This window comes from Chrysiogenia bacterium (assembly GCA_020434085.1).
GTDB lineage: Bacteria > JAGRBM01 > JAGRBM01 > JAGRBM01 > JAGRBM01 > JAGRBM01.
Genome location: JAGRBM010000152.1, coordinates 1 through 7,118 on the forward strand (window position 1 = coordinate 1; position 7,118 = coordinate 7,118).

Below are 7,118 nucleotides of genomic sequence, written 5' to 3' on the forward strand. Positions count from 1 at the left end.
ACCTGCGGCGGACTGTGTGAGACGCCGCCGCCAGTGCAGCAGGGGCTCTTCGACGTTGCTGAACGCGGCGCGCTGGAGCCCGCCGCCGAGGAGCGCGCCGAGCTGGCCGCCGCCGTCGATAAGATCCGCGAGCGCTACGGCTTCGATTCACTCCGCCGGGCGACGACGCTTGTCGCAAAAGACCGCCCCACCCAGGACAACCTCACCGGCAAGGGCAGCCTGCGCGAAGAGATGCCCGCCGGCTTCCGCGGCGCGCTTCGGGATTCGAAGTAGGAATTTTGCCGCGGATGAACGCGGATAATTTCAGGATTGTAGGGGCGGGGTCTACCCGCCCGGCTTGTCTGGCAATGCAGTGAAACGCAGAAGGGCGGGTAGACCCCGCCCCTACATCAAACCACATCCGCGTTTATCCGCGGCCAATAACTTTTCTTATCTGGGCAGCAGCGGGATGACGACGTAGAAGGTCGAGCCCTCGTCGGGCCGGCTGGCGACGCCGATCTTGCCGCCGTGGGCTTCGACGATGCGGCGGGAAATGGACAGTCCAAGGCCCACGCCCTCGAAGCGGCGGTTGACGGCACCGTCGACCTGGTAGAAATCCTGAAAGATCGATTCGGCCACTTCGGGCGCGATGCCGATTCCGGTGTCGGAAACGCTGAGCGCCACGTAGCGGCGTGAGGGATCGAGATCGGCGAGGCCTGCCTCGGAGAGCTCGATTCCCGGCATGTCGCCGTCGAAGGCGCGGGCGCTGAGTTTTACGGTGCCGCCCTTGGGCGTGAACTTGATCGCGTTGTCGAGCAGGTGTTCGAGCACTTCGCACAGGCGCTGGCGATCGGCGACGAGCTCCACCCGTTCGACCGGCCCCTCCATCAGCACTTCAACCCCGCGCGCCTGGGCGTCGGCGCGGCGGGCATCGGCAACTTCCTTGAGCAGCGGCTCCACCGACCACGAAGTGTGGTGGAAGGTGATGCGCCCGGCTTCAAGCCCGGCGAAGGCCAGCAGATTCTCGATGAGCATTTTGAGCCGCTCGTAGGCCTTCGTGATGGCCGAGACGGCCGACTGTTGCTCCCCGGTGAGGGGGCCGAAGTCGCCGGTGCTCAAGCATTCGAGATACCCGCGCATCGGCGTGAGCGGCGTGCGCAGCTCGTGGGAGAGGTTGCGCAGGAACTCGTCCTTGAGCCGGTCCATTTCCTTGAGCCGGCTGTTGGCGGTCTGCAGGGCGCTGAGTTCGCGCTCGAGATGATCGACGAGCTCGCGGGTGTACTGGCGCAGGTATTCCGGCTCGTTGGCGCTCTCGGCCAGCGACTCGCGGTGGCCGCCCAGGAACTTGCGCACCTCGTCGGGAAAGGTCTCGACGTCGATGGGCTTTTCGATGAACCCGTCGCAGCCCGCGGCCAGGCTGCGTTCCTTGTCGCCCTTGAGCACGTTGGCGGAGATGGCGACGACCGGGGTGTCGGCCAGGGCGGGGGTGGATTTCAGGCGGGTCGCCGCCTCGTTGCCGCCCATGAAGGGCAGGTTGAGGTCCATCAAAATCAGATCGGGTTTTTCGCGTTGCGCGGCCTCGATCCCCGAGAGCCCATCGAGGGCCTCGAGCACTTCGAAACCCTCACGCTCGAGCAATTTTCGCACGAGCATGCGGTTGTCGTCGTTGTCCTCGATGTAGAGGATGCGCGGATGATCTGTCTGGGTGCTCAAGGTTGTGGGCCTGTCATTTCTGAATGCGCGGGTCGTTGCCCGTCATCGTGAGAGGGATTCTACCGGTGCGCTCAAAAGCCGGTCAATCGGGCCTGGGAGTCTTCTCGCTCAGCATAAAGTCGGCCAGGCGCTCCCGGACGAAGTCGGCATCGATCCGGGCGGTCTGGCCCTCGCGCTCTGGCGCCTCGAACAGGATGTCGGCCAGCACCCGTTCCATGATGCTGCGCAGGCCGCGGGCCCCCACGCGTTGCTCCTGGGCGTAGCGGGCCATCTCCAGCAGGGCGTCCTCGGTGGTCTCCAGGGTAACGTCGTCCATGGCCAGGACCTCGGTGTATTCGCGAAGGATGGAATCGGGCGGATCGCGCAGAATGGTGATGAGGTCCTCGGCCCGCAGGGCATCGAGCTGCACGATGACGGGGAGCCGCCCGAGCAGTTCGTGGAGAAACCCGTAGTCGACGAGTTCCTTGGTGGAGACCGGCCTGCGCAACGCCTTGCGGGCCTCGCGCTCTGCCTCGCTCTCGAAACCGATGGGCTGGCCCGAATCGAATTCCGGGCGCAGGTCCGAGAAGGTGCCCGCGCAGATGAACAGGATGTTCTGGGTATCCATCTCCACGAAGTCGTGGCGATTCCAGTGCTGGGTGACATTGAGGGGGACGAACATGCGTTTGCCGTCGAGGACCTTGAGCAGCGCCTGCTGCACGCCCTCGCCGCCGATGTCGCGCCCGGCCGCGCCGTTGCGCGCGCCGTTGGACTTGCGCGCGATCTTGTCGATCTCGTCGATGAAGATGACGCCGTTCTGGGCCAGCTCGATGTCGCCGGCCACCTGGTAGAGCAGCTCGGCGACCATGACCTCGGCGTCTTTTCCGTAGTAGCCGGCCTCGGTGTATTCGGTCGCGTCACAGATCGCCAGCGGCACGTCCAGGATCTCGGCCAGGTTGCGCGCGATGTGGGTTTTGCCGCAGCCCGTGGGGCCGATCATCAGGATATTGGAGCGGCGGATGAGCTGCTTTTGTGCGTTGTTTGCGTGGTGGATTCGTTTGAAGTGGTTGTAGGCAGCGGTTGCAACGGTGCGCTTGGCCTCGTGCTGGCCGATGACGTAGCGGTCGAGATGCTCGTAGATCTTGCGGGGCGTGAGCCCCACGAGCTTGCCGCGCGGTTTGGTCTGGGCCGGTGGCACAGCCGCTCCTTTCACTCCCTGACAGACTGGGGTCCACTCGCAAGGGTAGTGGGCGGGGCGGGGGAGGGGCAATCGCGCGCAAATGACACGGTGCGCCCCAAAAACAAACGGCCCGTCTCAAAGAGACGGGCCGTTGAAACAGACAGGTTACGGCGTCTTAGTTGACGTCGCGGTACTCGGCGTCGACCACGTTGTCGTCGCCGCCCTCGGAGTCAGCAGCGCCCTCGGCGCCGGGGGCCGCGCCGCCTTCGGCCTGGGCCTTCTGGTACATCAGCTCGGCCATCTTGTGGGAGGCCTGGACGATCTCCTCGGTGGCCTTCTTCATGGCCTCGGCGTCGCCCTCTTCGAGGGTCTTCTTGCCGGCCTCGAGCGCCGCCTCGATCTTCGAGATCGTCTCGGCATCGAGCTGCTCGCGGTTCTCGCCCAGCGTCTTCTCGGTCTGGAAGATCAGGGTGTCGAGCTGGTTGTGGGCTTCGGCCTTCTCGCGCTTGCGCTTGTCCTCGTCGGCATGGGCCTCGGCGTCCTTGACCATGTTGTCGATCTCGTCCGAAGACAGGCCCGAGGAAGCTTCGATCTTGATCGACTGCTCCTTGCCGGTGGCCTTGTCCTTGGCCGAGACATTGAGGATGCCGTTGGCGTCGATGTCGAAGGTGACCTCGACCTGCGGCATGCCGCGCGGCGCAGCCGGCAGGCCCATCAGATGGAACTTGCCGAGCGTCTTGTTGTCGGATGCCATCTCGCGCTCGCCCTGCAGGACGTGGATCTCGACGGAGGTCTGGTTGTCGGCCGCCGTGGAGAAAATCTCGCTCTTGCGGGTGGGGATGGTTGTGTTGCGCGTAATCAGGCGCGTGAACACGCCGCCCAGGGTCTCGATACCCAGTGAGAGGGGTGAGACGTCGAGCAGCAGTACGTCCTTGACGTCGCCGGTGAGCACGCCGCCCTGGATGGCCGCGCCGATGGCGACCACCTCGTCGGGATTGACGCCCTTGTGCGGGTCCTTGCCGAAGTATTCCTTGACCTTCTGGGCGATGATCGGCACGCGGGTCGAACCACCGACCAGAACGACCTCATCGATCTGGTTGGGCTTGAGGCCCGCGTCGGCCAGCGCCTTCTTGACCGGCTCGATGGAGCGATCCACCAGGTCGGCGATCATCTTCTCGAAGTTCGAGCGGGTGAGCTTGACGTTGAGGTGCTTGGGACCGGTCTGGTCTGCGGTGAGGAAGGGCAGGTTGATGTCCGTCTCCAGCGCGCTGGAGAGTTCGATCTTCGCCTTCTCGGCCGCTTCCTTGAGTCGCTGCATGACCATGGGGTCGCCGCTGACATCCAGGCCCGAGTCCTTCTTGAACTCATCGGCGAGCCACCTGATGATGCGATCGTCGAGATCGTCACCACCCAGGTGAGTATCGCCGTTGGTCGCCTTCACTTCGACGACGTTGTCGCCGACCTCGAGAATCGAAATGTCGAAGGTGCCGCCACCGAAGTCGTAGACGGCGATCATTTCGTTGGACTTCTTGTCGAGCCCGTAGGCGAGCGCCGCGGCGGTGGGCTCGTTGATGATGCGCTTGACCTCAAGACCGGCGATCTTGCCGGCGTCCTTGGTGGCCTGACGCTGGGAGTCGTTGAAGTAGGCGGGCACGGTGATGACCGCTTCGGTCACTTCCTCGCCCAGGTAGTCTTCGGCAGCCTTCTTGAGCTTCTGCAATACACGGGCGCTGATCTCGGGCGGGCTGAACTTCTTGTCGCCGACCTGGAACCAACTATCGCCGTTTTCGTGCTCGATCACGGTGTAGGGAACCATCTTCGATTCGTTGGAGATCTCTCCGAACTTGCGGCCGACAAAGCGCTTGGCCGAGTAGATGGTGTTCTGGGGATTGATGACCGCCTGGCGGCGAGCGGCCTGGCCGACCAGAACCTCGCCGTCCTTGCTGAAGCCCACGACCGAGGGGGTCGTGCGTGCACCCTCCTGGTTGGGGATCACCCGTGCCTCGGTGCCTTCCATGACCGCGACGCACGAGTTGGTCGTACCCAGATCAATGCCGATAATCTTGCCCATGAGGAACTGCCCTCCGTTCGGATTTCCTTTTGGTGTCGGATGGGACCGGCCAGCGCGTTGGCGGCGGGTCTCATCCACGGGCCCTAAACTAAGTCGGATGGACGGAGGGTCAAGGGACTATTTCCAAAGAAATTCCGGCGGGTTCGGGCCCTGCCGGCCCCCTTTGCGGGTGGAGGAGCCCCACCTGAAGGGGAATCAGCGCCGGGCCCGACGGAGCCGAAAAATCCGAGTGTTCTTGGGCACTTGGCCCTTGCCGCGCGAAAAAGCGCCATTTAGTATTCCGCGACCATGGTTACAGCAACTGAGAAAATCTGGTTGGACGGAAAGCTCATCAACTGGGCGGACGCGCAGTTTCACCTGCTCACGCACGCCATTCACTACGGCAGCAGCGTCTTCGAAGGCGTACGTTCCTACGAAGTCCCGGGCGGCAAGGGCGCGATCTTCCGCCTGGACGAGCACGTCCAGCGGCTCTTCGACTCGGCCCACATTCTGGAGATGGAAATTCCCTACTCGCAGGAGCAGGTTCGCAACGCCATCATCGAGACCCTGCAGGCCAACAAGCTCACGGGCGCCTACATCCGGCCGATTGCCTTCATGGGCGCCGGCGACATGGGGCTGTTCGTTCGGAGCAACCCCATTCACATGGCCGTGGCCGCGTGGGTGTGGGGCGCCTATCTGGGCGAGGATGGCATGGCCAACGGCATTCGCGTGCGTGTTTCAAGCTACCAGCGCATGCACGTCAACACGCACATGACCAAGAGCAAGGCCGGCGGAAACTACATCAATTCCATCCTGGCCAAGCGCGAGGCCATGCGCGATGGATACGACGAGGCGATCATGCTCGATACCGACGGCTACGTCTCGGAAGCCTCGGGCGAGAACATCTTCATCGTGCGCCACGGCAAGCTCAAGACCCCGCCGCTGACCTCGATTCTCGAAGGCATCACCCGCGCCTCCGTGATGGAAGTGGCCCGGGCCAAGGGGCTGGAAGTGATCGAAGAGCGCTTTACGCGCGACGAGCTCTACATCGCCGACGAGATCTTCCTGTGCGGCACCGCCGCGGAGATCACCCCCGTTCGCGAGGTCGACGGCCGCAAGGTGGGCGACGGGCGTCCCGGCGACATCACCAAGTCCGTGCGCGAGACCTACTTCGCCGCGGTAAAGGGCGAGGACGCCGACTACAAGAAGTGGCTCACCGAGTTCTAGAAAGTTCCCTGTTCCACGAAGAAGGGCGGCCCATTGGGCCGCCCTTTTCTTATGCGTCTTCGGATTCTTCGGGCGGCGGGGCTTTCTTGCGCCTGATCAACGCGAACCCTGCTGTGATGAGCATCCCCAGCGTGGAGAGCCCCACGACAACGTCGCCATATTTCTCGTAGAAGGTGTCGCTGAGATCTTCGCCGGCGGCGACGATGCGGTAGGTGCGCTCATTGAGCTGGGTCGGCTCGCGTGCGACGCCGAGCGGATCAATGAGGGTTGTGATGCCGGTGTTGGCGGCGCGCAGGACGAAGCTGCGCGTCTCGATGGCGCGCATCCGCACGGTGGCCATGTGCTGCCAGGGGGCGCTGGTGTTGCCGAACCAGGCGTCGTTGGTGATGTTGGCCAGCACGTCCGAGCCGCCGCGCTCAAAGTCGCGAACCAGCTCGGGGAAAATTCCCTCATAACAGATCAACGTGCCGATGCGCGTGTCGCCAAGCTCGATGGGGCGCGCGCCCATGCCGGGGGTAAAATCGGTGCCGCCGACCTCGGTTACCTTGTCGACAAAGAAGAACAGCCAGGTAAGGGGCACGTACTCACCGAAAGGAACGAGGATGTTCTTGTCATAGCGGATCAGCTCTTCGACGCCCGGCTGCATGAGGAAGGCGCTGTTGTAATAGCGGCGCGCCTCGTAGTGGGGCGCCCCGAAGAGAATCGGCACGCCCGTTTCATTGACGAGGCGGCGCAGCCGCCACCCCGGCGCGCTCTCGTCAGTGGGGAAAAACGGGACCGCCGCCTCGGGCCAGACGACCAGGTCGAGATCGCCGTTTTGTTTGGCCTCTGCCACGGCCTTGCGGGTGAGATCCTCGTAGGTTTCGAGGATCTCTTCTTCCCACTCGGGATCCCACTTCATGCGCTGCTCGATGTTTCCCTGAATGAGCGCGGCGCGCAGCAGGGGCTCGCCCGTGTTCATCTTCGATTCCATCCCGGCGCGGCGGGCAT

The 7,118-nt window shown here is 63.8% G+C and carries 6 protein-coding genes; 2 read left to right on the forward strand and 4 right to left on the reverse strand.

What is annotated here, in order from left to right:
• On the forward strand, positions 1-273 hold a 273-nt coding region (locus KDH09_04975), incomplete at its 5' end, for a hypothetical protein (protein ID MCB0219027.1).
• A 156-nt stretch (positions 274-429) separates the two neighbouring features.
• On the opposite strand, the gene KDH09_04980 is transcribed toward KDH09_04975, so the two are convergent.
• The 3 genes from KDH09_04980 to dnaK all read right to left on the reverse strand — a co-directional run bounded on the left by KDH09_04980 (position 430) and on the right by dnaK (position 4,922).
• Positions 430-1,692: a hybrid sensor histidine kinase/response regulator gene (locus tag KDH09_04980; protein MCB0219028.1), complete on the reverse strand. Its 1,263-nt coding sequence runs from the start codon at positions 1,690-1,692 to the stop codon at positions 430-432.
• An 82-nt stretch (positions 1,693-1,774) separates the two neighbouring features.
• A complete protein-coding gene (gene clpX, locus KDH09_04985; GenBank protein ID MCB0219029.1) occupies positions 1,775-2,833 on the reverse strand; it encodes an ATP-dependent Clp protease ATP-binding subunit ClpX in 1,059 nt (352 codons plus the stop codon).
• Between the two features lie 193 nt (positions 2,834-3,026).
• Positions 3,027-4,922 (reverse strand): molecular chaperone DnaK, encoded by a 1,896-nt coding sequence (gene dnaK, locus KDH09_04990; protein ID MCB0219030.1) that lies wholly within the window; start codon positions 4,920-4,922, stop codon positions 3,027-3,029.
• A gap of 288 nt (positions 4,923-5,210) precedes the next feature.
• Here dnaK and KDH09_04995 point away from each other — a divergent pair, with 288 nt between their 5' ends.
• On the forward strand, positions 5,211-6,128 hold the full coding sequence (locus tag KDH09_04995) for a branched-chain amino acid transaminase (protein MCB0219031.1): 918 nt from the start codon (positions 5,211-5,213) through the stop codon (positions 6,126-6,128).
• 49 nt (positions 6,129-6,177) lie between these two features.
• Here KDH09_04995 and lnt read toward each other — a convergent pair.
• Positions 6,178-7,118, reverse strand: a 941-nt coding sequence (gene lnt, locus KDH09_05000) for an apolipoprotein N-acyltransferase (protein ID MCB0219032.1), incomplete at its 5' end; no start/stop codon positions are given.

What these genes read in the sequence shown, in the direction of transcription:
- dnaK (MCB0219030.1), bottom strand. Translation starts at nt 4,922, where the DNA reads ATGGGCAAGATTATCGGCATTGATCTGGGTACGACCAACTCGTGCGTC.
- KDH09_04995 (MCB0219031.1), top strand. Translation starts at nt 5,211, where the DNA reads ATGGTTACAGCAACTGAGAAAATCTGGTTGGACGGAAAGCTCATCAAC.